The organism is Streptomyces sp. ML-6 (genome assembly GCF_030116705.1).
Taxonomy (GTDB): domain Bacteria; phylum Actinomycetota; class Actinomycetes; order Streptomycetales; family Streptomycetaceae; genus Streptomyces.
The window spans coordinates 3,588,965-3,614,702 of sequence record NZ_JAOTIK010000001.1; the positions used below are offsets into that span (position 1 = coordinate 3,588,965).

At 71.2% G+C, this 25,738-nt stretch carries 23 protein-coding genes; 4 read left to right on the top strand and 19 right to left on the bottom strand.

The window, feature by feature from the left end; all coding sequences use genetic code 11:
- Positions 1-23: 23 nt before the first annotated feature.
- The 9 genes from OCT49_RS15715 to OCT49_RS15755 all read right to left on the bottom strand — a co-directional run bounded on the left by OCT49_RS15715 (position 24) and on the right by OCT49_RS15755 (position 10,311).
- Positions 24-1,631, bottom strand: a complete 1,608-nt coding sequence (locus OCT49_RS15715; protein WP_283852511.1) for an MFS transporter — start codon at positions 1,629-1,631, stop codon at positions 24-26.
- Positions 1,632-1,818: 187 nt separating this feature from the next.
- Entirely contained in the window at positions 1,819-3,072 is a 1,254-nt protein-coding gene (locus tag OCT49_RS15720; protein ID WP_283852512.1) for a MalY/PatB family protein, read from the bottom strand.
- A 207-nt stretch (positions 3,073-3,279) separates the two neighbouring features.
- Positions 3,280-4,311 (bottom strand): class II fructose-bisphosphate aldolase, encoded by a 1,032-nt coding sequence (fbaA, locus tag OCT49_RS15725; protein ID WP_283852513.1) that lies wholly within the window; start codon positions 4,309-4,311, stop codon positions 3,280-3,282.
- A 212-nt stretch (positions 4,312-4,523) separates the two neighbouring features.
- Positions 4,524-5,063, bottom strand: coding sequence for an orotate phosphoribosyltransferase (gene pyrE / locus OCT49_RS15730; protein ID WP_283852514.1), 540 nt, complete (start codon positions 5,061-5,063; stop codon positions 4,524-4,526).
- Positions 5,064-5,207: 144 nt separating this feature from the next.
- Complete coding sequence (locus OCT49_RS15735) at positions 5,208-6,008, bottom strand: aldose epimerase family protein (protein ID WP_283852515.1); 801 nt, start codon at positions 6,006-6,008, stop codon at positions 5,208-5,210.
- Positions 6,009-6,033: 25 nt separating this feature from the next.
- Positions 6,034-7,224, bottom strand: coding sequence for an SRPBCC family protein (locus OCT49_RS15740; RefSeq protein WP_283852516.1), 1,191 nt, complete (start codon positions 7,222-7,224; stop codon positions 6,034-6,036).
- A gap of 73 nt (positions 7,225-7,297) precedes the next feature.
- Positions 7,298-8,896, bottom strand: coding sequence for a polyamine aminopropyltransferase (locus OCT49_RS15745; protein WP_283852517.1), 1,599 nt, complete (start codon positions 8,894-8,896; stop codon positions 7,298-7,300).
- A gap of 84 nt (positions 8,897-8,980) precedes the next feature.
- Entirely contained in the window at positions 8,981-9,502 is a 522-nt protein-coding gene (locus OCT49_RS15750) for a DUF2617 family protein (protein ID WP_283852518.1), read from the bottom strand.
- Between the two features lie 521 nt (positions 9,503-10,023).
- Positions 10,024-10,311, bottom strand: a complete 288-nt coding sequence (locus tag OCT49_RS15755; RefSeq protein ID WP_283852519.1) for a hypothetical protein — start codon at positions 10,309-10,311, stop codon at positions 10,024-10,026.
- 175 nt (positions 10,312-10,486) lie between these two features.
- Here OCT49_RS15755 and OCT49_RS15760 point away from each other — a divergent pair, with 175 nt between their 5' ends.
- Positions 10,487-11,662, top strand: a complete 1,176-nt coding sequence (locus tag OCT49_RS15760) for a pyridoxal phosphate-dependent aminotransferase (RefSeq protein WP_283852520.1) — start codon at positions 10,487-10,489, stop codon at positions 11,660-11,662.
- A 97-nt stretch (positions 11,663-11,759) separates the two neighbouring features.
- Here OCT49_RS15760 and OCT49_RS15765 read toward each other — a convergent pair whose 3' ends face one another.
- From OCT49_RS15765 to clpB, 3 genes are all read right to left on the bottom strand, one after another.
- Positions 11,760-12,320 carry a type III secretion system chaperone family protein gene (locus OCT49_RS15765; RefSeq protein WP_283852521.1) on the bottom strand — a complete coding sequence of 187 codons (561 nt, stop codon included), beginning with the start codon at positions 12,318-12,320 and terminating at the stop codon, positions 11,760-11,762.
- An 83-nt stretch (positions 12,321-12,403) separates the two neighbouring features.
- Positions 12,404-13,669 (bottom strand): MFS transporter, encoded by a 1,266-nt coding sequence (locus OCT49_RS15770; protein ID WP_283852522.1) that lies wholly within the window; start codon positions 13,667-13,669, stop codon positions 12,404-12,406.
- 496 nt (positions 13,670-14,165) lie between these two features.
- On the bottom strand, positions 14,166-16,787 hold the full coding sequence (gene clpB / locus OCT49_RS15775; RefSeq protein WP_283852523.1) for an ATP-dependent chaperone ClpB: 2,622 nt from the start codon (positions 16,785-16,787) through the stop codon (positions 14,166-14,168).
- A gap of 218 nt (positions 16,788-17,005) precedes the next feature.
- On the opposite strand from clpB, the gene OCT49_RS15780 reads away from it, so the two are divergent.
- Positions 17,006-17,410, top strand: coding sequence for a pyridoxamine 5'-phosphate oxidase family protein (locus tag OCT49_RS15780; protein ID WP_283852524.1), 405 nt, complete (start codon positions 17,006-17,008; stop codon positions 17,408-17,410).
- 124 nt (positions 17,411-17,534) lie between these two features.
- Here OCT49_RS15780 and OCT49_RS15785 read toward each other — a convergent pair whose 3' ends face one another.
- Both OCT49_RS15785 and OCT49_RS15790 read right to left on the bottom strand, forming a co-directional pair.
- On the bottom strand, positions 17,535-17,855 hold the full coding sequence (locus tag OCT49_RS15785) for a Rieske (2Fe-2S) protein (RefSeq protein ID WP_148836352.1): 321 nt from the start codon (positions 17,853-17,855) through the stop codon (positions 17,535-17,537).
- The gene (locus tag OCT49_RS15790) at positions 17,852-18,160 is read right to left on the bottom strand and encodes a hypothetical protein (protein ID WP_283852525.1); all 309 of its coding nucleotides are present in this window, start codon (positions 18,158-18,160) and stop codon (positions 17,852-17,854) included. Before OCT49_RS15790 ends, OCT49_RS15785 begins: the two co-directional genes overlap by 4 nt.
- 101 nt (positions 18,161-18,261) lie before the next feature.
- Here OCT49_RS15790 and OCT49_RS15795 point away from each other — a divergent pair, with 101 nt between their 5' ends.
- A complete protein-coding gene (locus tag OCT49_RS15795) occupies positions 18,262-19,278 on the top strand; it encodes a helix-turn-helix transcriptional regulator (RefSeq protein WP_502963383.1) in 1,017 nt (338 codons plus the stop codon).
- A gap of 259 nt (positions 19,279-19,537) precedes the next feature.
- On the opposite strand, the gene OCT49_RS15800 is transcribed toward OCT49_RS15795, so the two are convergent.
- From OCT49_RS15800 to dnaK, 5 genes are all read right to left on the bottom strand, one after another.
- A complete protein-coding gene (locus tag OCT49_RS15800; protein WP_283852527.1) occupies positions 19,538-20,029 on the bottom strand; it encodes a hypothetical protein in 492 nt (163 codons plus the stop codon).
- A 345-nt stretch (positions 20,030-20,374) separates the two neighbouring features.
- Positions 20,375-20,821: a heat shock protein transcriptional repressor HspR gene (locus tag OCT49_RS15805; RefSeq protein ID WP_283852528.1), complete on the bottom strand. Its 447-nt coding sequence runs from the start codon at positions 20,819-20,821 to the stop codon at positions 20,375-20,377.
- Position 20,822: 1 nt separating this feature from the next.
- Positions 20,823-22,007, bottom strand: a complete 1,185-nt coding sequence (gene dnaJ, locus OCT49_RS15810) for a molecular chaperone DnaJ (RefSeq protein WP_283852529.1) — start codon at positions 22,005-22,007, stop codon at positions 20,823-20,825.
- Positions 22,008-22,100: 93 nt separating this feature from the next.
- Positions 22,101-22,751 (bottom strand): nucleotide exchange factor GrpE, encoded by a 651-nt coding sequence (grpE, locus tag OCT49_RS15815; RefSeq protein WP_283852530.1) that lies wholly within the window; start codon positions 22,749-22,751, stop codon positions 22,101-22,103.
- Entirely contained in the window at positions 22,748-24,601 is a 1,854-nt protein-coding gene (dnaK, locus tag OCT49_RS15820) for a molecular chaperone DnaK (protein WP_283852531.1), read from the bottom strand. The genes grpE and dnaK overlap by 4 nt, the downstream gene beginning before the upstream one ends.
- Before the next feature lie 364 nt (positions 24,602-24,965).
- Between dnaK and OCT49_RS15825 the strand changes: the two genes are divergently transcribed.
- On the top strand, positions 24,966-25,685 hold the full coding sequence (locus tag OCT49_RS15825) for a sugar transferase (RefSeq protein WP_283852532.1): 720 nt from the start codon (positions 24,966-24,968) through the stop codon (positions 25,683-25,685).
- The last annotated feature ends 53 nt before the right edge of the window (positions 25,686-25,738 follow it).

The following is a 25,738-nucleotide window of genomic DNA, read 5'->3' on the forward strand; positions in this document are numbered from 1 at the left end:
GGCCCCGCACACCACCGGCCGGTTCACACCCTGCCCCCGCCGTTCCCGCCCCCACCGCTCCCGTCTTCTCCCTTCCCGTCCGTATGCGGCTCCCCGGCTCCCTCCCGCTCGGCTCCTTCCCGCTCGGCCCCTTCCCGTTCGGGTTCCAGTGGCGGGGCGGTGACGCCGCAGTGCACCGTGCACTCGGGTCGTGCGTGTTCCTCCTCGTCGGTCGGGGCCGGCGCCCCACTCACCGCCGCCCAGGCGATCACCGCGCCCAGCACGAGCAGCCCGGCGCACATCGGCATGGCCCGGCGGAAGGTCGCGGCGAACTCGTCGGCGTCCCGGTACGCCTCCGGCCCCATGCCGGTGAGCAGCGGCAGCGCGGCCACCGCGATCAGCCCGGCGGCGCGGGCGGCCGCGTTGTTGATCCCGCTGGCGAGACCGGCCCGTGCGGTGTCCACGGAGGCCAGGACCGTCGCGGTGAGCGGCGCGACCAGGGTGACGAGTCCGACGCCGAGCAGGGCGACGGCGGGAAGCACCTCGGTGAGGTAGCCGGAGACGGAGGCCGACCCCGGCCCGACCCGGATCATCAGCAGCATCCCGGCGGCGGCGACCAGCGGGCCGACGGTGAGCGGGATCCGGGGCCCGATGCGCCGGCCCAGCTCTCCCGAGGCGGCCGAGAAGAGCAGCATCAGCACGGTCGTCGGCAGCAGTGCCGTGCCCGCGCCGAGCGCCGAGTACCCGGCGACCACCTGGAGCTGGATCGCGGAGAGGAAGAAGAACCCGCCGAGCGCCGCGTACACGCAGAGGGTGATGACGTTGACGGCGGTGAACTGCCGGGACGCGAACACCGACGCCGGCAGCATCGGGGCCTCACGCCCGCGTTCCACCCGTACGAACAGCGCCCCGAGCAGGACCCCGCCGACGGCCGCCCCGACCACCGCGCCGGACGCCCCCTGCCCCGGCGCCTCGATCAGCGCGTACGTGACCAGGGCGAGGGCCAGGGCCCCGAGCACCGCCCCCAGCACGTCGAACCGCCCGTGGGCGTCCGGGTCCCGGGATTCCGGTACGTGGCGCAGCGCCACCGGCACGCAGATCGCGGCGATCGGCACGTTGAGCAGGAACACCCACCGCCAGCCGGGCCCGTCGACGAGCCAGCCGCCGACGAACGGCCCGACCGCCGCCCCGACCCCGCCGAACCCCGACCACAGGCCGACCGCGCGGGCCCGGTCGTCGGGGTGGAAACTCGCCTGGATCAGGGCCAGCGAGCCGGGGGTGAGCAGGGCCCCGCCGACGCCCTGGAGGGCCCGGGACGCGATCAGGACGGCGGAGTTCGGCGCGAGCCCGCAGAGCACGGACGCGGCGGCGAACCAGACCACCCCGACGACGAACACCCGCCGCCGCCCGTACCGGTCGCCGAGGGCGCCGCCGAGCAGGATCAGCCCGGCGAGGGTCAGCATGTAGGCGTTGACGGTCCATTGGAGCGCGGCCAGACCGGTGCCGAGGTCCTCGCCGATGCGGGGCAGGGCGACGTTGATGACGGTGGAGTCCAGCATGGCCATGCTGGACCCGAGGACGGTCGTGAGGACGACCCGGCGTCCGGTGGCGGAGGCGACCCGGATGGCTCCTGTCCCTGCTGCGTCGGGCATACGAGCAGCATCGCCGCTCCGCGCCGGAAGGGCCATCGGAGAACCGCGTCCCTTCGTCCGGCTTCCCTCCCCCGGCGCCCCGTCCCCCATCAAGGGTTCAGTCTTCCGGCACCCGCCCGCCCCTCAGCGCCCGCCCCTCAGCGGCCCCCTCAGCGGCCCCCTCAGCGGCCCCTCTCAGCGGCCCCCTTCAGCGGGCCTCTCCAGCGGCCCTCCTCAGCGGCCCCCCGCCGCGTTCTCGCGCCGCGTTCTCGCGCACCCGGCGGACGCCGCGGATCAGGGCCTCCACCCCGGCCTCCGCCTTGGACCGGGGGCAGCCCACGTTCAGTCGTACGAAGCCCTCCGCCCCGTACACCCCGCCCGGCATCACCGCGACCTTCTCCTGCTCGATCAGCACCCGCTGCAACTCCTCGTCCCCGTCGATGCCCGCGGGCCGCAGGTCGATCCACGCCAGGTAGCCGGCCTGCGGCGGCTCCCAGCCCAGCTCCGGAAACGCCTCGTTCAGCCGCCGCGCGATCATCGCCAGGTTCCCCGCGGCATAGGCGCGGGCCGCGTCCAGCCACGCCCCGCCCTCCCGGTAGGCGGCTATGTGCGCGGTCAGCGACAGCACCGCCGGGGAGGCGAGCCCCTCGGCCGTCTCCATCCGGCGCAGGAACTCCGCGCGGTCGGCGGGATCGCCGATCAGCCCGTACGAACCGGTCAGCGCCGGGAAGTTGAACGCCTTCGACGCGGAGGTGACCAGCGCCCAGCGGCCCTCACCGGCCACCCTCGTCCACGGCACGTGCACATGCCCCTCGTGCACGAAGTCGGCGTGTATCTCGTCGCTGATCACCGCGACGCCGTGCCGCGCGGCGAGCGAGGCCATCCCGCCCAGCTCGTCCTCGGTCCACACCCGGCCCGTCGGGTTGTGCGGCGAGCACAGGACCAGGACCTTGCTGTCGGGGCGGGCCAGTTCGCGTTCCAGCGCGGCCCGGTCCCCCACCGGCACGCCCCGCAGCTCCCGGCCGAGCCCGGTGATCGCCTTGCGGAAACCGTCGTACGTGGGGGTGTGGACGATCACGCCGTCGCCCTCGGCCGACCACATCTGGAGCAGCTGCGAGAGCTGGCTGAGCACGGAGGGCCCGTACACCAGCAGGCCGGTGTCCACCTCCGTCCCGTGCCGGGTCGCGTACCAGTGGGCTATCGCCGCGCGGAAGTCGCCCAGCCGCCAGTCCGTGTAGCCGAAGACCCCGTGGTCGATGCGGTCCCGCAGCGCGCCCAGCACCTCCGGGGCGGTCCCGAAGTCCATGTCGGAGATGGTGAACGGCAGCAGCCCGTCCACCCCGAAACGGTCCGCGACCCCGTCCCACTGGACGCACCAGGTGCCCCTGCGGTCGACGACGGTGTCGAAGTCGTAGTCGCCGAAGTCGTCATCGTCGTCGTGGCGGTCATGGTCATGGCGCACACCGGAACTCACAGCACTCCCTCACACACTCACTCATTCGGAACACGGCCCCCGGACCGGTCGGATCTCTCGGTCCTGTCGGTCCTGTCGGTTCCGGCGGCCCCCGGACCGGTCGGATCCCCGGGAACACCTTCCCGGAAACACACCGCGGGCCCGGCACCCCGAGGGGAGTACCGGGCCCGCGGCCACGCCTCGTACCGGTCGTGCCTACTTCAGCCGGGTGCCGGTGGAACGCAGGTTGGCGCAGGCCTCCGTGACGCGCTTGGCCATGCCCGCCTCGGCGGACTTGCCCCAGCTGCGCGGGTCGTAGACCTTCTTGTTGCCGACCTCGCCGTCGACCTTCAGCACACCGTCGTAGTTGCGGAACACGTGGTCCACGATCGGGCGGGTGAAGGCGTACTGGGTGTCGGTGTCGAGGTTCATCTTCACGACGCCGTTCTCCAGCGCGGTGGCGATCTCCTGCTCGGTGGAGCCGGAACCGCCGTGGAAGACGAAATCGAAGGGGTGACTGCCGGCGGGCTTGCCGTACTTGTCGGCGACGCCCTCCTGGAGGTCCTTCAGCAGCTCGGGGCGGAGCACGACGTTGCCCGGCTTGTAGACGCCGTGGACGTTGCCGAAGGAGGCGGCCAGCAGGTAGCGGCCCTTCTCGCCCAGGCCGAGCGCCTCGGCGGTGCGCAGCGCGTCGTCGACGGTGGTGTACAGCTCGTCGTTGATCTCGTGCGAGACGCCGTCCTCCTCGCCGCCGGTCGGGGTGATCTCGACCTCAAGGATGATCTTGGCGGCGGCGGCCTTGGCCAGCAGCTCCTGACCGATGGCCAGGTTGTCGGCGAGGGTCTCGGCCGAACCGTCCCACATGTGGGACTGGAACAGCGGGTTCTCGCCGCGGGCGACGCGCTCGGCGGAGATGTCGAGCAGCGGACGGACGTAGCCGTCCAGCTTGTCCTTCGGGCAGTGGTCGGTGTGCAGCGCGACCGAGATGTCGTACTTGGCGGCGACGATGTGCGCGAACTCGGCCAGGGCGACGGCGCCCGTGACCATGTCCTTGTTGTACTGGCCGCCCAGGAATTCCGCACCGCCGGTGGAGATCTGGACGATGCCGTCGCTCTCCGCCTCCGCGAAGCCGCGCAGTGCAGCGTGCAGGGTCTGGGTCGACGTCACGTTGATGGCCGGGTAGGCGAACTTCCCTGCCTTCGCCCGGTCGAGCATCTCGGCGTAGACCTCGGGGGTTGCGATGGGCATGTGTCCGCTCCTTGGGATGTGCGGGTGTGCGTGCTGGTTCCCTGACCTGGGGGCGACATCATCGTCGCCCCCATCTTCCCAGACTCTCGTCGCGGCTCCACCCGGCCCGTCCCCCAACTGCTCCGGCGGGCGTGCGAGGGGCATGCGAAAGGGGTGGGCGGTTTCACGTGAAACCGCCCACCCCCGGAAGAAGCCGCAGGTCAAGCCAGGTGTCAGGCGAGATCGAGGTCGGCCACCGAGTAGACGTGGACATACGGGAGACCCGCCTCGGCGATGGCCGGGGCCGCGCCCCGCTCCACGATCACGGCGACGGCGACGACCTCACCGCCGGCCTCGCGCACCGCCTCGACGGCGGTCAGCGGGGAACCACCGGTGGTCGAGGTGTCCTCGACCACCAGGCAGCGGCGGCCCTTCACGTCCGTGCCCTCGATGCGGCGCTGCATCCCGTGCGCCTTCTGCGCCTTGCGGACGACGAACGCGTCCAGCTCCTGCCCGCGCGCGGCGGAGGCGTGCAGCATCGACGTGGCGACCGGGTCGGCGCCCAGCGTCAGCCCGCCCACGCAGTCGTAGTCCAGGTGGGCGGTGGCGTCGAGCATGACCTGACCGACCATCGGAGCGGCCTTGCCGTCCAGCGTGATGCGGCGCAGGTCGATGTACCAGTCGGCCTCAAGACCCGAGGAGAGGGTCACCTTGCCGTGTACCACGGCCTTTTCCTTGATCTGCTGGAGCAGCTCAGCACGTACGTCAGTCATGGCTACGAGCTTAAGCCGCCCCTGTCGCACCCCACGCCCACCGCCGTACCGGGCCGGCACCGCGACCGCGCCACCGCGCCGTCACTCCGTCGCACCACCGCGCCGTCACACCACCGCACCCGGCACCGCGACCGCCGTACCGGGTCAGAGCCTGCGCCAGCTCCAGGTCGTCGCGATCTCCAGCGGGTCGATCGGGGTGACGAGGCGGGGCATGGTGTTCAGCCCGTTCGGCGGTCCGGACTGCGGTTCCACGCAGACCGCCTCGTCCTGCTCGTCGTAGACCACGACCCACTCGGACCGGCTCTTCACGGTCAGCTCCAGCTGCTCCGGCCAGGTGAGCGTCACCTCGACGCCGTCCGGCATCCCGAAGCAGTCGTCCCACGGGCCGGACAGGGGCGGGATGCGGCGGCCGGTCGGCAGGTGGTCGTCGCCCCGCTCCTCCTGCCACTGCGCGTCGAAGCTCAGCCGCACGTCCTCGCCCCCGCCGCCGAGGTTGCGCAGGAACCAGGGGTGCCAGCCGGCCTGCGCCGGGAAGGAGTCCCCGTACGTCTCGATGCCGAAGGCCAGCGTGAGGGAGTCCTCGGCCAGTTCGAAGGTCTGGGTCACCCGGCCCGGATACGGCCAGGGGTCGGCGAGGTCGTAGTAGAACGAGGCGTCCCGCTCGCCGATCCGGGCGGTGCGCCAGGCGGTGTCCCGGCCGGTGCCGTGGATGGCGTGCGGCGGGGAGTTCAGCGGCAGCCGGTGCGGGACGTCGCCGTTGTGGAACAGGCCGTACCCGGTGCGCCCGCACCACGGCACCATCGGGAAGCAGCCGTACCGCTCCCCCTGCCGCAGCAGTTCGGCGCCGCCGATGCGCAGGCTGTCGATACGACAGCCGTTGGCGGGATTCACGGTCAACTCTGCGTCGCCGACGGACAGCCGGACGTCCTTCTCGCTGCTACTCACCCGCCCGAGATTACTGGCGCGGCGGCTACCTCCGCCGCCGCAGCGCACGGCCGACCACCACGGCGGACGCCAGCGCGAGCGCGGCGGCCGGGGCGACCCAGCGGAGCGTGGCGCCCCTGGTGGTCGAATCGGGTGACGGCACGGGGGCGTACCGGCCGCGCGGCGGCGCGTGGTCGACCTCCTCGGCGCTGCGGCCGATCATCGTGCGCCTGGCGTGCGCGGCCTCCGCCGAGGGAGCCTCGGGTTCGGGGAACTCCACCTCCGCGTCGGGGTCGAGCGAGGGCGGGGGGACGGGTGCGTCGAAGACCGAACCGGTGCCCGGCGGATTCCCCGCGCCACCGGCGCCCCCCTCGTCCCCTGTCTCTCCCGTGTCCCCTGCGTTCTCCGCGCTCTCCGGGCTCTCCGCGCCCCTGGTGCTCTCGATGTCCTCGGTGCTCCCGGTGTTCCCGGGCCCTCCGGCGTTCTCGGAACTCCCGGTCGAGGGCGCCTCGTCCGCGGTGGCGTCGTGCGTGGGCGGGATGTCGTCGTCGACCTCGGGCACGATGTCCCGGGCGAGGCCGGCCCCGGTCGTGTCGGCCTCCTCGGCCCCCTCCTCGATGGCCTGCTCGACGGCTTCGCCGACGGACCGCTCGATCTCCCCGAGTCCCCCGAGCTCCTCGCCCCGCGTACCGCCGGACGCCCGATCATCGAGCGCCTCTCCGCCGGGGGCCTCCCCGGCCCCGGCAGGTCCTTCTCCGCCGTCCGGCTCCCCGGACGCCAGCGTCTCCGTCACGAGCTGCTGGACGAACCGGTCCAGCAGGCGGCGGCCCGCGGCGAGCGCCGCCGCCGCGTCCAGGTCCAGGAGCCGGCCGTCGCCGCCGACCGTGCCCGTGAAGCCGATCGCCGTGCCGCCGTCCCGTTCGGTCAGGTCGATCGTCAGGGTCAGCTTCGCCGAGCCGCCGCCCCTGGCCTCGGAGCCCTCGCCCGTCACCAGGATCTCGGCGGCCCCGTGCGCACTCCCCGAACCGCCGTCCCGCGGGGCGTCGGTGAGTCTCAGGGTGCCGCGGTACGTGATCGTGTGGCCGTCGACCCGGACCTTGAGCCGGCCGGACAGCGGATCCGCGGACGCCTCGGCGTCCTGCTGGAATCCCGGCACGCAGCGCGCGACGCGGGCGGGATCGCCCAGCGTCCGCCGGAGGGACGGGGCCGGAACCGGAACGAACACCTCATGCTCCATGAAAACCGAGCCTACTCAGCCCCGGCCCTCACGTCAGCGGTTCCACCCCGCGGGACGGCCCTCCGCCCCGCCCTCACCGGTTCTCCCAGTACCTCGGGTGCACCAGCGTCGACGGCGGCAGGCCCGGGAGCCGTGCGTCCTCGGCCCCCCGTCCCGCCTCCGTCAGCGCCCGCGCCGTCAACGACTGCGGCTCCGGCGCCCCCGGGGCCAGGCCCAGCTCCGGTGCGCGCCCCGCCCCGGCGAGGACGAAGCCCCAGTCGCGCACGGCCCGGGTCCGGCGGGTGGCCCGGTCGGGGCCGTCGGCGAAATCGGAGAGCCGGCCGCCGATCAGGTACGGGCGGGTGTGCAGGCCCGCCTCCCGCATCGACGCCTCCACCGTCCAGTACGTGCGGGGCCGGGACACCGCCGGGCCGCCGTGCACCACCACCCGGCCGCCGGGCGCGAGGACCCTCTCGACCAGGCCGTAGAACTCCGCCGAGTACAGCTTCGTGCTGGCGGAGATCCCGGGGTCGGGCAGGTCCGAGACCACCACGTCGTAGCTGCCGCGCGCCGCCCGCAGCCAGGTGAAGGCGTCGTCGGTGACGACCGTGAGCCGCGGATCGCGGTCCGCGTGGCCGTTCAGCTCCGAGAGCGCCGGGTCGGTCCGGGCCAACCGGGTGACGCCGGGATCGAGCTCGACCAGGGTGACGCCGCGCACGTCCGGGTGGCGCAGCACCTCCCGGGCGGCGAGGCCGTCGCCCCCGCCCAGGATCAGGACCCGGGCGTGCGGCCCGTTCATCGCCGGGTGGACCAGCGCCTCGTGGTAGCGGTGCTCGTCGTGCGCGCTGACCCGCAACCGCCCGTCCAGGTACAGGTGCAGGGAACCGCGGTCCGACCCCGTCAGCACGACCTCCTGCACCCCGGTCTGCACCGCGACCCGCACCCCGTCCCCGTACACCGCGCGCCGCGCCGCCCGCTCGAAGTCGTCGACCAGCGCGGCGGTGAGGGCCAGGACGACGATCACCACCCCATTGGCCACGACCAGCAGCAGCCGGGAGCCCGGGGTGAGGTCCCGCCGGAACACCCACAGCACCAGGGCCCCGCCCGCCGCCGCGTTGATCGCGCCGGTGAGCAGCGCCCCGGTCAGCTGGCCCAGCATCGGCAGGAGCAGGAAGGGGAAGGCGAGCCCGCCGACCAGCGCGCCCACGTAGTCGGCGGCGAACAGGTCCGCCACGGCGCCGCCCGCGTCCTGCCGGTCGACGCGCTGGATCAGGGTCATCAGCAGCGGGATCTCCGCACCGATCAGGACGCCGATCGTGAACGAGAAACCGACCAGGGCCGGCCGCGACTCCCCGATCCAGGCGAACGAGGCGTACAGCACGAGCGCCGAGGAGCCGCCGATGAGCGCGAGGGCCGTCTCGATCAGCCCGAACCCCACCGCGGCATGACTGCGTAAACGTTTCGCGAGAAGCGAGCCGACCCCCATCGCGAACACCATCACGGAGAGCACGATGGAGGCCTGGGTGACCGAGTCACCGATCAAGTAGGAGGCGAGCGCCACCAGTTCGAGTTCGTACACCAGACCGCAGGCCGCACAGACGAAGACGGCGGCCAGCACGAGAAGCCGACCGGTTCTCGGTCGCACGGGAAGACATGCCGCGCCCCCTCGCAGCACAACCTGCTGGTCGATCATGATGCGAACGCTACGTCACGAGAGCGTGGCAGCCTGTCACCCACAAGGGTGCAAGTGGCCTGCCCGTAACGGAGTCGGGGCGTTTCAGAGCGCCGCGGCGGGCTTCCGCAGGCCCATCCTGGTGCGCGTCACCACCAGTTGCCCCTCCTGGGGGTACGCGTGCCAGGTGTGCCACCGCACCTGCCCCTCCGTCCGCTGGGCGAGCATGGCGGTGAAGGCGTGCGGGCTGCCGGGGAACGTACCGGCGAGGCCGTGGGGGTGGTCGGCCACCAGCGCGAGGAGCTCCTGCGCACGCCCGGCGAACGAGCCCTCCGAGAGCGTCTCGACGCGCGCCGCGAATTCGTACTCCCACTCGCCGAGGCGTTTGGACACCCCGAGCGGCAGCGGGGTCCTGCTGCCGGGGATGCACGCCACGGTTTCGGAACAGGCACCGCTCTTCTCCTCGAGAAGCACCTGGTGGGAGGCGCCGAGCAGGCGCATCTGCAACCTGGCGCCCGCGAGTTCGAGGTCGAGCACCGCCAGGGCGGGGAGCGGTTCGCGCCCCAGCGCCCAGGCCAGGTCGGCAGCACGGGTGTCGGAGTAAGCCGTCTGGAGGGTCGTGAGCATGGGTCGGCTCCGCAAAGCAGGCATGGACACATGGACAGGGGACGCCTCGACGCGATGCACGCGGGGTTTATAGCGCCCGATCAGGTCCAACTGGGGTCCGAGGGCTGGATGTTCTCTCAAACGAGGGAATCACGGATAAGCCGCATGCACAGCGCTTTTACCCAACTTGCTGCGGTTTCCCTCCCCTCGGGGGCCCTTCGGATACGTGTTCACCGATGACCCGCGAAAAGCCCAACAAAAAGGTGTCCGGCGGGAGTTCACCCACCGGACACCTGTCACACCTCGAACACCCGCCACACGCCGACCGCGCGGGCCCGGACCGTCCGACCCCGCCGCCCGGCCCCCGATGTCAACTTCCCGACGTCAACTTCTCGACGTCAACCCCCTGGACGTTCCTCTACCCCAGGGGTGACACCGGCCCGTACCGGAGAGCCGACCCGTACCGAAAAGCACCCCCGTACCGAAAAGCACCCCGTACCGGAGAACGGCCCTGCACCGGAGAACGCCCCCGACCGGCCCGGTCAGCTGCCGCCGCCGCAGCCACCCCCGCCGCCACCGCCACCACCGCACGAGGAACCGCCACCGCCGCACGACGAGCCACCGCCCGAGGAGTCGCCGCTCCCGGAGGACGAGTCCCCGCTGTCCCCGCCGACCCACCAGCTGCCCCCGTCCGACCCCCGCCGCGTATTACGCCTCCCGGCCCCGCCGCGCCCCCGCGCACCCGACCGGGCGGCCGCCTTCGCCTTCTTCATCGGCCGCACCACCACGACCGAGACGATCACCCCGAGCAGAGCGACCATGATGATCATTTGGACGAATTCCTTCACCGACCCCACGCCCTTCATTCCCCCGAAGCGAGGTCCCCCCGCTTCCGCACGCTCGCACGCGCGTTCTTCGCTTCCTGTGCGTCCGGGGGATTCCCCCGTCCCCGAACGGCCAAAGCAGACTTGAGCAACTCCAGAGCTTGCGCGCAGGATGACCGCCATGACACAGGGACGACCGCTGCTCAACCGCCGCCTCGCGGAGTTCGGTACGACGATCTTCGCGGAGATGTCGGCGCTCGCCGTACGGACCGGTTCCATCAACCTCGGCCAGGGCTTCCCCGACACCGACGGCCCGGAGGAGGTCCGGGAGGCCGCGGTCCGGGCCCTGCGCGACGGGCGCGGCAACCAGTACCCGCCCGGCCCCGGCATCCCCGAGCTGCGCACCGCGATCGCCGAGCACCAGCAGCGGCGCTACGGCCTGACCCACGACCCCGACACCGAGGTCCTGGTCACCGCCGGTGCCACCGAGGCCATCGCCGCCTCCCTGCTGGCCCTGCTGGAGCCCGGGGACGAGGTCATCGCCCTGGAGCCGTACTACGACTCGTACGCCGCCTGCATCGCCATGGCGGGCGCCACCCGCGTCCCCGTGACCCTGCGCCCCGAGCCGTCCACGCGCACCTACCGGCTCGACCTCGACGAGCTGCGCGCCGCCGTCACCCCCCGCACCCGGCTGATCCTGCTCAACACCCCGCACAACCCCACCGGCACCGTCCTCACCCGCGAGGAACTCGGCGCGATCGCCGCACTCGCCCACGAGCGCGACCTCCTCGTGGTCACCGACGAGGTCTACGAACACCTGGTCTTCGAGGGCGAACACCTCCCGCTCGCCTCGTTCCCCGGCATGCGCGAGCGCACCGTCACCATCGGCTCGGCCGGCAAGACCTATTCGTTCACCGGCTGGAAGGTCGGCTGGATCACCGCGAGCCCCGGACTGGTGAGCGCGGTCCGCTCGGCGAAGCAGTTCCTGACGTACGTGTCGGCCGGTCCGTTCCAGTACGCGGTCGCCGAGGCCCTGCGCCTGCCCGACAGCTACTACGACACGCTGCGCGCCGGGCTGCGCGCCGGACGGGACCTGCTGAGCGACGGGCTCACCGAGGCGGGCTTCGAGGTGTACCGCCCGGCCGGGACGTACTTCGTCACCACCGACATCCGCCCGCTCGGCGAGAGCGACGGCTTCGCCTTCTGCCGGGCGCTGCCCGAACGCTGCGGGGTCGTCGCCATCCCGAACGCGGTCTTCTACGACCACCGGGACCAGGGCGCACCGTTCGTACGGTTCGCCTTCTGCAAGCGGAAGGGCGTGCTGGAGGAGGCGGTGGACCGCCTCAAGCGGCTGTAGCGGTGCAGTAGTCCCGCGACGCACAAGGCCCGGTCCGGGCGGTGGTCGCGGGGACCGCCGTCCGGACCGGGCTCTCGTGGGCCGGGCCGGGCCGGGCTCAGGCGTCGGGAGCGGCCTGCTCCGTGCCGTCCGTCTTCTCCTCGGCCGGCGTCAGGCCGAGCCGGTCCTTCAGCCACTTGTCGAACTCGATCGAGGCGCGTACCCAGCTGACCGTCGACGAGACGAAGTGCTCCAGGCTGACGCCCGTACCGATGAGCATCTGCGCCTCGCCGATCAGGCGGACCGAGACCTCGGTGTCCTCGGCGCCCTCCTCGGGCTCGTGGGTGTGCGTGTAGACCTTGGGCCACAGGGTGCGGCGGTTCCAGTCGTCGATCGCGTCGAGCAGGACCGGGCGCTGGTCCGCGGCGTGCGGGAAGTCGTAGAACGTACGGACCGAGAAGACCTGCTGCTCGTCTTCGCCGCGGAACATGAAGTACGTGCGGAAGTCCTCCCACGGCGCCGCGAGGTCGCCCTCGTCGTCGACGACGTACTTCAGTTCCATCTGGTCCAGGAGCTGCTTGACGAGGTCCTGGTCGGGGACGACGGGGCCCTCCGGTCCTGCGGCCTGCGGTTCGGGCTGGCCCCCGAAATTAGGAATCGAGGACGGGTCGATAGACATCGCTGGGTACTCCTGTGAATCGCTCGCGGTTTCCTGCCGACGACCCTAGCCGCGTTTCGCCGCCAGGGGGGTCCAGGGTCTGCCTATGCCTTCCGGGGAATCATCTGCGCATCACTCGTCCGCGCCCGTGACCAGGCGGCGGCGGCAAGGACCGCGCAGAGCACCCCGAGGAGTCCGGACGCTCCGATGGTGTTCGCCGACGAGCCGGTCAGCTCCGTCGCGACACCCCCGAGGGCGACGCCGATCCCCTGCATGGCGGTCACCCCCGACCTGGCCAGCCCCAGCGCCTGGCCGCGCTGGTCGACCGGTGTCAGGAGTACGAAGGTGGCCCCGGCGGTGATCTGGTAGGCGGAGCACACCCCGGCCACCATCAGCAGGAACATGGCCGTGCCGACGCCGGGATCGAGCCAGTAGGCGACCAGCGGCAGATTCGCACCGATCGCCAGCGGCCCGAGCAGCCGGCGCCGCGACTCGTCGCCGACCCCGGCCCGCCCCAGCAGGGCCGCCCCCAGCACCATTCCCGCCGGATGCGAGGCGAGCAGGAGTCCCACCGAGTACGCGCCGCCGCCGGCCTCGTCCGCGAACGGGGCGGCCAGCCCCTCCGGCAGGACGACGAATCCCGCGAGCCACCCCAGCGCGATCAGCGACCGGAGTCTGCGGTCCGACCAGATCAGCCCCGCCGCGCCGCCGACCTGTGCGCCGAGCCGCTTCTTGCGGGCATCCGCACTCGCCGCGGGACGGGTCTTCACGCCGACCCTGATCAGCATCGCCGAGAGGAGGAAGGTCAACGCGTTCACGCCCAGCGAGAGGTTGCTGCCCAGCCACGCGGCCAGCAGACCTCCGCCGGCGAAGCCGACCAGCTGTCCGGTCTGGTGGGTGATCTGCATGACCCGCTGGCCGCGTTCGTACCGCTCGGCGCCGAGCACGGTGGGCAGCAGCGCGCCCTGGGCGGCGCCGAAGGGCGCCTCGGCCAGCTGCGCCAGCACCAGCAGCCCCGCGAGCAGCGGCAAGGGCATCCCGGGCAGAGCCATCAGCCCGACCAGCACCATCCGCACGAGGTCGCAGCTGATCATGACCGTACGCCGCGGGAACCGGTCCGCCAGGCCGGACAGGAACACCCCGGACAGCAGCGCGGGCAGGGTCGTCAGCGCATACGTCGCCGCGGTCCACCCCGGCGAGTCGGTGCGCTCGAACACGAGCAACGACAGGGCCACGCGCGCCAGCTGATCCCCCAGGATCGACTGGGCATAGGCAGTCCAAAGAGTACGGAATTCGCCAAGGTGAAAGAGATTGTCAGATCTGGGTTTTTTGGGCCCCGAATTTATCTCATCGCCTATCCGCTCGTTCATGCGGGCACGCTACCGACTGCCGAATTCGGCCCCTAACCGCGTCTGTGAGCAGGCCACGACGGACGCCGCAGGGTGTCCTGATTATTCGCGCGACACCGAACGGAATCCGTCCGCGCCCGAACAGAAGTCCCTTGTCAGGGGCCGGGGATGCGGCCGGGAACGGGGGTGGGCCGGGAGATCCCGCCCATCGGCACGGAGCAAGGCGTTTGGCGCGATATCGATGTTGGACGAGGGATCACCGATGACGGTGACCGTTTTCGCCTTTCTCCTGACATCGCCTCAATTCCCCGCCCCTTGCCCGGGGAAGGGGGGAATGGCGGCGGACCCGCGGAGGACGGTCGGCGCGAACGACGGGCCCCGGCCCGAGAACCGTGCGGTTCTCGGGCCGGGGCCCGTCATCGGCAGGCCGTGCGCCCCTCTTACGCGCTCGCGCCCGACTCCTACGCGGTCACGCCCCTCTCAAGCGGTCGCGCCCGACTACGTGGTCGCGCCCCTCCTACGCGGTCGCGCCCGACGCCCCGCCCGAGGTAGCGGGCCCGACGAGCAGCTCGTCCCCGACCCGGTCCACCCGGACGGTGTCCCCGTCCCTGACCTCGCCCGCGAGGATCTCCTTCGCCAGCCGGTCGCCGATGGACGTCTGGATGAGGCGGCGCAGCGGCCGTGCCCCGTACGCCGGGTCGTTGCCCTCCTCGGCCAGCCAGGCCAGGGCCTCGGGCGTGACGTCGAGGGTGAGCCGGCGGTCGGCCAGCCGCTTGGCGAGCCGGTCGATCTGGAGCCGCGCGATGTGCGCCAGCTCGTCGCCTGACAGCGCGGAGAAGACCACCAGGTCGTCGAGCCGGTTGAGGAACTCCGGCTTGAACGAGGCCCGCACGACCTCCAGGACCTGCTCCTTCTTCACCTCGGGCTTGGTCAGCGGGTCCATCAGGAACTGGCTGCCGAGGTTGGAGGTCAGGATCAGGATGGTGTTGCGGAAGTCCACCGTCCGGCCCTGTCCGTCGGTGAGCCGGCCGTCGTCGAGGACCTGGAGCAGGATGTCGAAGACCTCGGGGTGGGCCTTCTCGACCTCGTCCAGCAGCACGACGCTGTACGGGCGGCGGCGGACCGCCTCGGTGAGCTGGCCGCCCTCCTCGTAGCCGACGTAGCCGGGCGGGGCGCCGACGAGCCGCGCCACGCTGTGCTTCTCGCCGTACTCGCTCATGTCGATGCGGACCATGGCCCGCTCGTCGTCGAACAGGAAGTCGGCGAGCGCCTTCGCCAGCTCCGTCTTGCCGACCCCGGTCGGGCCGAGGAAGAGGAACGATCCGGTGGGCCGGTCGGGGTCGGCGATCCCGGCGCGGGTGCGGCGCACCGCGTCCGACACCGCCCGCACGGCCTCCGCCTGTCCGATGAGCCGCTTGCCGAGCTCGTCCTCCATGCGCAGCAGTTTCTGGGTCTCGCCCTCCAGCAGGCGTCCGGCCGGGATGCCGGTCCAGGAGCCGACGACGTCGGCGATGTCGTCCGGGCCGACCTCCTCCTTGACCAGCGTCTCCTTGGGTTCCTTCGCGGCCTCCTGCTCGGCCGCGCTGGCCTCCGCGAGCTCCCGTTCCACGCCGGGGATCTCCCCGTAGAGCAGCTTGGACGCGGTGTCGAAGTCGCCGTCGCGCTGGGCCCGCTCGGCCTGGCCGTGCAGTTCGTCGAGGCGTTCCTTCAGCTCACCGACCCGGTTGAGGCCCTGCTTCTCCTTCTCCCAGCGGGCGTTGAGGCCGCGCAGCTCCTCCTCCTTGTCGGCGAGGTCGCGGCGGAGCCGCTCCAGCCGCTCCCTGGAGGCCGGGTCGGTCTCGTTCCTGAGCGCCAGCTCCTCCATGTGGAGGCGGTCGACGGCGCGCTGGAGCTCGTCGATCTCCACGGGCGAGGAGTCGATCTCCATGCGCAGCCGGGATGCCGCCTCGTCGACCAGGTCGATGGCCTTGTCGGGCAGGAAGCGGGAGGTGATGTAGCGGTCGGACAGGGTCGCGGCGGCCACCAGCGCGGAGTCCGCGATGGAGACCTTGTGGTGCGCCTCGTACCGGCCCTTGAGCCCGCGCAGGATCGCGATGGTGTCCTCGACGCTCGGCTCGGCCACCAGCACCTGCTGGAACCGGCGCTCCAGGGCGGGGTCCTTCTCGATGCGCTCGCGGTACTCGTCGAGCGTCGTCGCGCCGACCATGCGCAGCTCGCCGCGGGCCAGCATCGGCTTGAGCATGTTGCCGGCGTCCATGGCGGAGTCGCCCCCGGCGCCCGCGCCGACGACGGTGTGCAGCTCGTCGATGAAGGTGATGATCTGCCCGTCGCTCTCCTTGATCTCGGAGAGCACGGTCTTCAGCCGCTCCTCGAACTCGCCGCGGTACTTGGCGCCCGCGACCATCGCGCCGAGGTCGAGCGCGACGAGCCGCTTGTTCTTCAGGGACTCGGGGACGTCGCCCTTGACGATGCGCTGGGCGAGGCCCTCGACGACGGCGGTCTTGCCGACGCCGGGCTCGCCGATGAGCACGGGGTTGTTCTTGGTGCGGCGGGACAGGACCTGAACGACCCGGCGGATCTCCTGGTCGCGGCCGATGACCGGGTCGAGCTTGCCCTCGCGCGCGGCGGCCGTGAAGTCCGTGCCGAACTTCTCCAGCGCCTTGTACTGGCCCTCCGGGTCCGGTGTGGTCACCCGGCGTCCTCCCCTGCTCTTCTCGAACGCGTCCAGCAGCTTCTTCGCACTGGCGCCCTGCCTGCCGAGGATCTCACCGGCGCGACCGCCCTCGGCGGCGATGCCGATCAGCAGGTGCTCGGTGGAGAGGTAGTCGTCGCCGAGCTCCTTCGCGCGCCGGGCGGCGTCCGCGATGACGGCGAGCAGCTCGCGGTTGGGCTGCGGCGGGGCGACCGTCGAGCCCGTGACGCTGGGCTCCGCGCCCAGGAGTCGTTCGGTCTCGGCGCGCACGGCGGCCTGGTCGGCCTCCACGGCGGCGAGCAGATCGGTGATGTTCTCGTTGTCCTCGCCCGCGAGCAGCGCGAGCAGCAGGTGCCCGGGGGTCAGGTCGGGGTGCCCGTCCTTCACGGCCCTGTTGGTGGCCGCGTTGATGGCGTCCCGGCTCTTGTTGGTCAGCTCGGCGTCCACGTGCGCTTTCTCCTCCTTGCGGTGACTGCCCTCTCCACAACACTGACTTAGTCAACGTGTACAAAGTTGAGTCTAACCCACTCATGGCAATGTTGAGTCCACTCCACTCAACTTGTTGCCGCCCTCCCGCAGCGGCCTCCCGCACCGCCCTCCCGCGCCCCGCGCACCCCGGTCCGACAAGTCGAGTGAACCGGGCGCGCACTGCCTACGCTGTCCCCATGGCAGTCGACGTGACGAACCCCGGCCCCGAGTACCTCGCCTTCTGGCGCGCGCGGCACGTGTGCACCCTGACCACGCCCCGCCCCGACGGCACTCCGCACGTGGTGCCGGTGGGCGTGACGTACGACCCGGAGACGCGGCTGGCGCGGGTCATCACCGGCAAGAACACCCGCAAGGCCCTCAACATCCTGGCCGCCGGGCCGGAGGGGGCACGGGTCGCCGTGTGCCAGATCGACGGGCGCCACTGGGCGACGCTGGAGGGGCGTGCGACGGTGCGCACGGAACCGGAGGCGGTGGCCGAAGCCGTACGCCGCTACGCGGAACGCTACGGGCGCACGCCGCGGCCGAACCCGGACCGGATCGTCATCGAGATCGCCGTGGACCGGGCGCTCGGCAGGGCCTGACCGGGCCGGCCGGGCGCCTTGGGGCACCCGGCCGGGAAAAGCACAACGGCGCCATCGTGTTCAGGTCACGATGGCGCCGTTGTGTGGGGGAGTGACTGAGCGACATGGAACGACGGGGGATCGCTCAGGCACTGCGGGGGGTGGCGGAAATAGTCTCTGGCTCGAACAGCTGGTGGTCCCGCCGGTCGAGGTTGACGAAGATCATGTCGTACCGGATCGCGCAGCGGACGGGCTGCGGAGCTCCACGCGGCTTGCGGAGGCACCGGTAGGCGCGTACTTCGTCGTCTTCTTCACGTGCAACAACGATGGGGTCGCCGAACAGAGTGACCATCAGCGAGTCGCCACGGCGGGGAAGGGCGGTGACGAGATCGATGAAATGCCAGCCTGATCGGTAGGCCGTAGCCATCTCACGCCGGAAGGTCCGGTCGTCCGGCGGGATGGTCATGCGCTTGTGCGGGCCGTGGCGGAGCCGGCGGGCGAGACCCAGCCAATGTCGGACGACTTGCCGGGCACGCCCCAGTCGATGTCGCCCTCGGCCGAGGCCTGGACGGTCCAACCGATGTCGGACGACTTGGCGGGCGCAACCGTCCAGCCGATGTCGTCGGTAGCCCCGGCCCGGATGTTCCAGCCGATGTCACCACCGGCGACAGCATCCTCGCTCCAGCCAATGTCGCTGCCGCCCAGCAGCCCGACACCCAGGGCCGCGACGAATGAGACGGCAAGCGCCGAGCGAAGCATTCGCTTATACATAGTCGGCTTCGTCCTCACTTGTGGATTCTTCTCCCCCGCACCTAAGACGATGTCCCACCGAAGCACGCGAACACCACCGCGTAGATGCATCATGTTCTTGCATGTGCAGGAACCTGGGGGGTGACGATATGACCATAAGCAACACAAATCCGACACATTCTCATGGGATCACGGAGCTGTGTGAGGCAGGAGGACGTCTTTACGCCAGCGCATTGCGCATGGGACGCATCGCCCGCACCGAGGTGGAACCTGCGCCCTGCCTGATGGAGTTCGCGCTGCTGCATCCCGACCCCGACGACCCGGCCTGGCTCCGGCCCGTTCCGCCGTCCACCGCCCTTGCGCAACACCTGCACCCCATCGAGCGCGAGATCCTGGAACGCCGCCGGCACTCGGTCGAGCTGACGGAATCGTTCGAGCCGTTCATGGACATCAGCACCCTGGGACCGCCGACCACGCACGCCATCACCGTGCTGGAGGGCGTGAACCGGATCAACGCCGCCCTCGATCTCGCCACCGCAGAGTGCCGCACCGAAGTGCTCACCGTCCAGCCCGGTGGAGGCCGAATCGAGGATCGCCTCAGCAAATCCCTGGAGCGCGGACTGTCCGTGGTCCACCGCGGCGTCAGCATCCGCACCCTCTACCAGCACACCGTGCGCCACAGCCCCAGCACCCTCGCGTACGCGGAGCGCATGGCCGACGGAAATGTGGAGATACGCACCCTCGAGGAGCTCATCGAGCGCCTGATCGTGTTCGACCGGACCGTCGCCTTCATCCCCGCCCAGGACGACCGGCAGGTCGCCCTGGAACTCCGCCACCCCGGGCTGGTCCAGTACCTGGTCAACGTCTTCGAACAGCTCTGGAGCAGAGCGGCCCCGCTGCGCGAGGAGGTCAAGTACGAACCGACCTCCCTGGGCATCAGCGGCGTCCAGCGCTCCATCGCCCAACTCCTCGTGGAGGGGCACGTGGACGACTCCATCGCCCGCCGCCTCGGCATGAACGTCCGCACCTGCCGGGCCCACGTCGCCAAACTCGCCGCCGCCCTCGGCAGCAACAGCCGGGCCCAGCTCGGCTATCTGATAGCCCGGTCGGGAATCCTGGAGGAGGACGGGCAGGACTGACCGGGCCACGGCCGCAGCACTGCGGAGAGTGCCCGGGACGGCGTACCGGATCCGACCTGACGGAGGGACAACCGACCCCACGGGCCCGTGCGTTGCCCACCTCGACCCCGACGGCCCACACACCCCTCTCCTCGGCCCCGCAAGCCGCGCGTCGCCCGTTTCGGCCCTGTGCGCCCGTCAGTCGCCCGTTTCCCGCGCTTCCCGCCCCGGGAGGCGGCAGCACCCCCTCGACGCGCTCCACGGGCCCCTCACGCCCTCTTCACGCCCCGCCCCACTCCGCCAGCAGCCTCTCGCGCTCCGCGCGCCTGGGGGTGCCGTCCTGGTGGTCGCGTCCCCAGGCGAACAGGGCGGCGGGGGTGGCCCGGCCGTCGGCGAAGGCTTCGAGGAGGGCGCTCGACAGGCCGAACTCCTCGGCGCCGTAGGAGAGGGCGGCGGCGAAGGCGGTCAACTCCACCTTCCCCTCAGGGGTTTCGAAGTGCACGAACATCGTGGGGCCGTCGTCGACCCCTCCGAACGCCGATGTGGTCACCATGTCCAGAAGAATTCCGGCCGTCTTTCCCACCGTGGAACGCACGGGCGCGGCCAGGACCTCGATGTTCCGGATGTCCTCCCACGCCCACTGGCCGCGCTGCTCCTCGCCGATCCCCGTCAGCCCCTCCTCGGTGACCAGGACACCGGCGCGGGGCTCGTTCGGCGGGGCACCTATGTGGACCGTCGATCCGGTGATCCAGAAGAGGCCGACCATGGACATGCGTGACTCCCGACTCTGCCGCCGGGCGGCACGGGCCCGGCACCGGTGGTGGCGGCGGTGGTGATGGACGAAACGGGACGCCGACGGCCCCTGCCCATTGTGGCGAGACATGATCGGACCAGTAATCCGATTTCGGCCGAAATCCCGGCAACGCGCGTACCGACACCCGTGCCGACCGTCCGTGCCGCCACCGAAGCCACAGCAGGCGCCGGAAGGACAGGAAGCACCCAAGGGCCGAGACCACGCCGAAGGGGCGGGGAACGAACCGTGGTTCGTTCCCCGCCCCTTCGTCCGTCGGGCCCGGCCCGGCGCCGCACACCGGGCGCCGCTCCGGCCCCCGCCGGTTCAGTCCTTGGACCGCTTCGGCCGCCAGACCACCAGTGCACTGGTCTGCTGCATGTCCTGGTACGGCACCAGGTCGCGCCGGTACGAGGCATGCACCTGCGCCTCGCGCTGCTGCATCGCCTGCGCCGCGCCGTCCACGGCCGCCGAGAGTTCGGCGACGCGCTGCTGGAGCGCGGCGACCTGGTTCTCCAGCTCGATGATGCGCTTGATGCCGGCGAGGTTGATGCCCTCGTCCTGCGACAGCTGCTGCACGGTGCGCAGGAGCTCGATGTCGCGGGCCGAGTAGCGCCTGCCGCGCCCGGCCGTGCGGTCCGGCGAGACCAGGCCGAGCCGGTCGTACTGGCGCAGTGTCTGCGGATGGAGACCCGAGAGCTGGGCCGCGATCGAGATCACGTACACCGGTGTCTCATCGGTCAGTTCGTACGGATTGCGTCGTCGGCCGTCCACCTCAAGCTCCCTTCGCCGCCTGGAACAGTGCCGCCCGCGGGTCGTGGCCCGCGGTCGCCTTGCGGTAGGCCTCCAGGGCTTCCCTGGCCTCGTCGCCGAGCTCCTTGGGCACCACCACCTCGACGGTGACCAGCAGGTCGCCCCGGGTGCCGTCCTTGCGCACGGCGCCCTTGCCCCGGGCGCGCATCGTGCGCCCGTTGGGCGTGCCGGCCGGCAGCTTCAGCGTGACCGGGGGCCCGCCGAGCGTGGGGACCTTCACCTCGCCGCCGAGGGCCGCCTCCGTGAAGTCGACGGGCACGGTGACCGTGAGGTTGTCGTCCCTGCGGCCGAAGACCGGGTGGGCGTCGACGTGGACGACGACGTACAGGTCGCCGGCCGGGCCGCCCCGCTCGCCCGGTCCGCCCTTGCCGCGCAGCCGGATCCGCTGGCCGTCCGAGACGCCCGCCGGAATCCTGACCTGCATGGTCCGGGAGGACTTCGCCCGCCCGCTGCCCTTGCAGACGTCGCAGGGGTCCTGGGCGATCAGGCCCCGGCCCTTGCAGTCCACGCACGGGTCGGTGAGCGAGAAGCCGCCGCCGGTGCCGCGCGACACCTGGCCGGTGCCGAGACAGGTCTGGCAGACCCTGGGGGTGCCGTTCTTGTCGCCGGTGCCGGAACACGTCTTGCAGGGCGCCTGGCTGGACATCCGCAGCGGGACCGTGGCCCCCTCGACCGCCTCGATGAAGCTGAGCGTCACCTCGGACTCGATGTCCTGACCGCGCCGCGGCTGGACCCTCGTCCCCGCACCGCCCCGGTTGAACAGGCCGCCGAAGACATCGCCCAGGCCACCACCGCCGCCGAATCCGCCGGCGCCGCCCTGGCCCCCGCCCTGGCCGCCCCCGAAGAGGTCGCCCAGGTCGAAGTTGAAGTTGCCCCCGGCGCCCCCGGGTCCGGCCCGGAAGCCGCCGTTGCCGAAGAGGGCGCGCGCCTCGTCGTACTCCTTGCGCTTCTTGGCGTCACCGAGGACGTCGTTCGCCTCGGAGATCTCCTTGAAGCGCGCCTCCGCCTTGTCGTCGCCCTTGTTGGCGTCCGGGTGGAACTCGCGGGCGAGCTTCCGGTACGCCTTCTTGATCTCGGCGTCGGTGGCGTCCTTGGGGACGCCGAGAACCTTGTAGTAGTCCTTCTCGACGAAGTCCTTCGTGCTCATCGACGTCCCTCCTTCCGGACGATCGGCCGTGCGGCCGGCCCGTGGGCCCTCCGCACGGCCGGGCGGTGGGCCGCGAGGTGGTCAGACGCTTTGTCAGACCTCCTCGGTGCCACCGCTCTCCTCGTCGGTTGCCTTCTCTTCCTTGGCCGCGGCCGGGGTCGCCCCCGGCTGCGGTTCGGCCACCGCCACCCGCGCGGGGCGGATGGTGCGCTCGCCGATCCGATACCCCGGCTGCAGGATCGCCACGCAGGTCGTCTCCGTGACGTCCGGCGCGTACGAGTGCATCAGGGCCTCGTGGATCGTCGGGTCGAAGGGCTCGCCCTCCTTGCCGAACTGCTGCAGGCCCAGCTTGGCGACAACCGTCTCCAGGGACTCGGCCACCGACTTGAACCCGCCCACGAGCTCGCCGTGTTCCCTGGCCCGGCCGACGTCGTCGAGCACGGGCAGGAGCTCGGACAGGAGACCCGCGACTGCGATCTCCTTGACCGTGGCCCGGTCCCGCTCGACGCGACGGCGGTAGTTCTGGTACTCGGCCTGGAGCCGCTGGAGGTCGCCGGTGCGCTCCTCGAGCGCGCTGCGTGCCTGGTCCAGCTGGGCCGTCAGGCCGACGTTCTGTGCTGCGTCCCCGGCCGGGGGCGCCTCCTTCTCCGGGGAGGAGGGGGCGTCCTTCGGCTCAGCTCCGTCAGGGGTGGTGTCGGAGGGGACGTCGGGCTTCTCCTCGAAACCCGGGGTCTCCTCGGTCACACCGCACCGCCCTTGGTGTCCTTCTCGTCGTCCACGATCTCGGCGTCGACGACGTCGTCATCGGCCTTGGCCTGCTGGGCACCCGCCTGCGGGGCGTCCTGCGGGGCGCCGTCGGCCTGGGCGTTGGCGTACATCGCCTGGCCGAGCTTCTGGGAGACGGCCGCGACCTTCTCCGTGGCGGTACGGATCTCGGCGGTGTCCTCGCCCTTGAGCTTCTCCTTCAGCTCGGTGAGCGCGGTCTCCACCTCCGTCTTCACGTCGCCGGGGACCTTGTCCGCGTTGTCGGACAGGAACTTCTCCGTCTGGTAGACGAGCTGCTCGCCCTGGTTGCGGGACTCGGCGGCCTCGCGGCGGGCGTGGTCCTCCTCCGCGTACTTCTCGGCCTCCTCGCGCATCCGGTTGACCTCGTCCTTCGGCAGCGAGGAGCCGCCGGTGACGGTCATCTTCTGCTCCTTGCCGGTGCCGAGGTCCTTGGCCGCGACGTGCATGATGCCGTTGGCGTCGATGTCGAAGGCGACCTCGATCTGCGGGACGCCGCGCGGGGCCGGCGGCAGACCGGTCAGCTCGAACATGCCGAGCTTCTTGTTGTACGCCGCGATCTCGCGCTCGCCCTGGTAGACCTGGATCTGCACGGACGGCTGGTTGTCCTCGGCCGTCGTGAAGATCTCGGACCGCTTGGTCGGGATCGTGGTGTTGCGCTCGATGAGCTTGGTCATGATGCCGCCCTTGGTCTCGATGCCGAGGGACAGCGGGGTGACGTCGAGCAGCAGGACGTCCTTGACCTCGCCCTTGAGGACACCGGCCTGGAGCGAGGCGCCGATGGCGACGACCTCGTCCGGGTTCACGCCCTTGTTGGCCTCCTGGCCACCGGTCAGCTCCTTGACGAGCTCGGCGACGGCCGGCATACGGGTCGAGCCACCGACGAGAACGACGTGGTCGATCTCGGAGAGCTGGATGCCCGCGTCCTTGACGACGTTGTGGAACGGGGTCTTGCACCGCTCCAGCAGGTCCGCGGTCAGCTGCTGGAACTGCGAGCGCGTGAGCTTCTCGTCCAGGTGCAGCGGGCCCTCGGCGGAGGCGGTGATGTAGGGCAGGTTGATCGTGGTCTCGGTCGAGGACGAGAGCTCGATCTTCGCCTTCTCGGCGGCCTCGCGCAGACGCTGGAGGGCCATCTTGTCCTTGGACAGGTCCACGCCGTGCCCGTTGGCGAACTGCTTCACCAGGTAGTCGACGACGCGCTGGTCCCAGTCGTCACCACCGAGGTGGTTGTCACCGTTGGTGGCCTTCACCTCGACGACGCCGTCACCGATCTCCAGGAGGGACACGTCGAAGGTGCCGCCACCGAGGTCGAAGACGAGGATCGTCTGGTCGTCCTTGTCGAGCCCGTACGCCAGCGCGGCGGCGGTCGGCTCGTTGACGATGCGCAGGACGTTCAGGCCCGCGATCTCGCCGGCCTCCTTGGTGGCCTGGCGCTCGGAGTCGTTGAAGTACGCGGGGACGGTGATGACCGCGTCGGTCACCTTCTCGCCCAGGTACGACTCGGCGTCCCGCTTCAGCTTCTGCAGGATGAAGGCGCTCATCTGCTGCGGGTTGAAGTTCTTGCCGTCGAGCTCGATCTTCCAGTCCGTGCCCATGTGGCGCTTGACCGAACGGATCGTCCTGTCGACGTTCGTGACCGCCTGACGCTTGGCGACCTCTCCGACGAGAACCTCGCCGTTCTTCGCGAAGGCGACGACGGACGGCGTGGTCCTGGCGCCCTCTGCGTTGGTGATGACGGTGGGCTCGCCGCCTTCGAGAACGCTGACGACGGAGTTAGTCGTGCCCAGGTCGATGCCGACCGCACGTGCCATTTCAGTTCCTCCAGCTTGACTACTTGAGTGGATCTGGCTCAAGGATGCACGAGCCCCGCCACACTGTCAACAGACTTGAGTCGGGTCGGCTCAACTATCGTGCACGCGCCTCGCGCCACCCGCGCACTTCCGAATTCCGCGCCCCGCACTCAGTCACCCACCACCCCCGCACCCCCACCCCCACAACGGCACATACGGGGCGATCAGGGACGACACCCCCCTGTCCCCCGAGCGACGCAACCCCTTCCCGTCATCGCCCCATGGGATCGTTCTGTAACAAAATGTTGTGAGCCACGCAAAACCGGCAATCGATCCGCCGTGACCCCCGCCCCCGCAGGGCCGTGATCCCAGGCAGGTGTGAACGATGCAGACGCAGACGCAGAGGCAGAGGCAGAGGCAGCCGCGGGGGCGGCGGGAGCGCCCCTCGGCCAAGCGCGCGCTGGACCTGACCCTCGGCTCGGCCCTGCTGGTCCTGGCCTCACCCCTGCTCGCCGCGGGCGCCCTCGCGCTCGCGGTCCGCCGGCCCCCGGGCGGCGTACTGGACCGCTCGCCCCGGACCGGCCCCGGCGGCCGCGTCTTCGTCCTGTACTCGCTGCGCACCCGGCGACTGCGGCTGGACACGCTCTCCCGGCTGCCGCACGTCGTACGGGGCGACCTCTCCCTGGTCGGCCCCGAACCCCTGCCCCCGTACGAGGGGAGCGGATCCCCCGCAAGCGGGTCTCCCGTGAGCGGATCCCCTGCGAGCGGATCCCCCGTACAGGGCGGAACCTGCACCCCGGGTCCCGGCACCTCCCCCGTCGCGAGAGACTGGCGGCAGGAACTGAAACCGGGCCTCACCGGCCTGGCGCAGGTGCGCTCCCGCTCCGGAATGCCCTGGGACGAGCCGGACCTGCTCGACCAGTACTACGCCGAGCATCACCACGTGGGAATGGACCTGGCCATCCTGGTGAGGGCCGCCCACGCTCCACTGCACCGGGCGGCCCGCGCGCTGACCCGGCGCGGCAAGGCACGCCTGAGCGACACAGATCACCGCCGGTGCGGCTACAGCCCGCCGGAAGAAGTGGATAGTGTCAGCACGGACTGATTAAGTTACTGCTTAGTAAGACCAGATAATTGCCAGTACTCGCTCATTGACAC